Source organism: Aphanothece microscopica RSMan92 (assembly GCF_046613545.2).
In the GTDB taxonomy this organism is placed as follows: Bacteria; Cyanobacteriota; Cyanobacteriia; order PCC-6307; family Cyanobiaceae; genus NIES-981.
Genome location: NZ_JBKKKY020000146.1, coordinates 1 through 1,995 on the forward strand (window position 1 = coordinate 1; position 1,995 = coordinate 1,995).

The 1,995-nt window shown below is 62.6% G+C and carries 2 protein-coding genes; both read left to right on the forward strand.

Translation table 11 applies throughout. From position 1 onward, the window contains the following. Positions 1-199, forward strand: a 199-nt coding sequence (locus tag ACLD7X_RS16470; protein WP_411424770.1) for a hypothetical protein, incomplete at its 5' end; no start/stop codon positions are given. 293 nt (positions 200-492) lie between these two features. Then, the coding region (locus ACLD7X_RS16475; protein ID WP_482763992.1) for a calcium-binding protein at positions 493-1,995 on the forward strand (1,503 nt) is incomplete at its 3' end.

A 1,995-nucleotide genomic window follows, 5' to 3' on the forward strand; every position in this document is an offset into this window, starting at 1 on the left:
CGACTTCGAGGCGGGCGGCGTCAACGACGTGGTGCGCCTTGTGGGCACAGCCATCACCAACTTCGCGCAGGCGCAGGCGGCGATGAGCTTCTCGGGCACGATCAACGGCACCGTGCTGGTAGTGGATGGGGGCACGCAGATCTGGTTCCTCAACCACCAGCCCGTCAACCTCACCGCGGCGGACTTCCTGTTCGCGTGAGGGGGCGGTCCAACTGGACGCCGCCGGATGGCCGCGCCTTCATCATCAGCCTTGAGTTGGAAGACGCGCGGATCGGGCAGCCAGGGCGCAATGCCAAAACGGACTGGCTCCGGGAGGTTCACCCGGTGAGCGCTTGAAGCCGTGCCGCCTAGGCGGCACTGGTGTTGCCTTTGACAGATTGTTTCGCCGTGACCCGCGCCACGAAGATGCATGCCGGCAATGTCAGTATCTGATGTACTTTTTGTCGCCGACGCACGCGAAGGCGCAATTTTGTAGTAAACTTCAGATGGAACATGTCCAAAGCCGTATGGGAGACTAATCTGTGCCCCGTCGATGCCAGAGGTTTCCTGTTCATGTTCCTGTCCTTGTCCCCGCGAACCCTGATTAACGCCAATGATTCCATCGAACAGGGCAATCTCGGGATCATTCGTTCGCCTTCAGGGCAGACTTTCGCCGCTTATGTGAACAATCCCAGCTTGTTCGGCCTCGACCCCGCCTCAAGCGTCGTGTTCGTTCCCCTCGACTCTCAAGGCAACGTGGCGGGGCCTTCCATCAATTTTGCGACCCCGCCTCTGCAGACTGCAGGCTCCCAGATCGACTCCTTCCGGTTGCTGCCGCTCTCCGATGGCCGTTTCGCCCTGATCTATGACGAGTATGATCCTCAGACTGACAACGCTGACATTTTATATCAGATTTACTCCGCCAACTTCGTGCCCTCTGGCCAGCCAGTGATGCTTGTCGACGGCGGTTCCGTGACCGGGCATTATCTCGTAGACGCGGTCGCCGATCCGGCCGGCGGCTTCACGTTCTCCTACGGCTCCTATGCTCTCAGCGGGTCTGGAAACGACAGCTTTTTCATCCGCTCGATCGGCGCAGACGGCGCGCTTCTTGCCAGCAGCGCGTCCAGCGCCCCCTCACCTACTCTGATCGCGACGTCGGGGGGATTGCTGCTCGCCACGAGCGAGTTGTTTGGCGCAACCGGGAGCGTCACACTTGATTTCCCGGGCGGCGCGCCTCCCGTCACCTTCAATATGGCGCCTTATCTGCTGGCGGGTGCTCAGTCGACGTCGCTCTATGCGCAGACGGTCGCCCTATCGGCGACGCAGGCAGTGACTCTGATCAGCCACTTCAGCTTCAGTTCCGGAAGCCCGGCCCAAAGTGGCCTGCTCCTGGTCCGCTTCACGGACGGCCAGACTCCAGCGGTCATCGCCGACTTTTCGAGCCTGGCCAGTTCCTCCTGGTTCGCCGACTCCTTCATCCGCCTGCTCGACGGCAGCTATGCATTCGTGTTGCCGAAGAATGTGGGAGGGAACTGGATCAACGAGGTCTGGCATGTGGGCGCCTCCGGCCAATTGCTCGGCACGCGACTCCTCGACACAGGGACCGCCTCACAGAACTCGCTGGTCTCGCTGATGGAGACCAGCCCGGGGGTTCTGGTCGCCACATATAAGGCTGTCACGGCCGCCACGGGCACGGACTCCGAGGTCTTCCGCGAGACGCTGCGGATCATCACCCAAACCGAGGGAGCGGACTCGATTGTCGGAACCGATTTGGCGGAGGCGCTGTCGGGTCTTGGCGGCGACGACACCCTTTCCGGCCTGCAGGGCAACGACACCCTCATCGGCGGCCTTGGCAACGACACGCTGGATGGCGGGCTTGGCGTCGACGAGGCCTCCTACGCCGGGGACACGCTGGCGGTGGCGGCGAATCTGCTGGGCGGCTTCGCGGTTCAGCGCGTGGGCCAGCCCGACTTCACCGTGGACACGCTGACCGGCATCGAGAACCTGCGCGGCGGC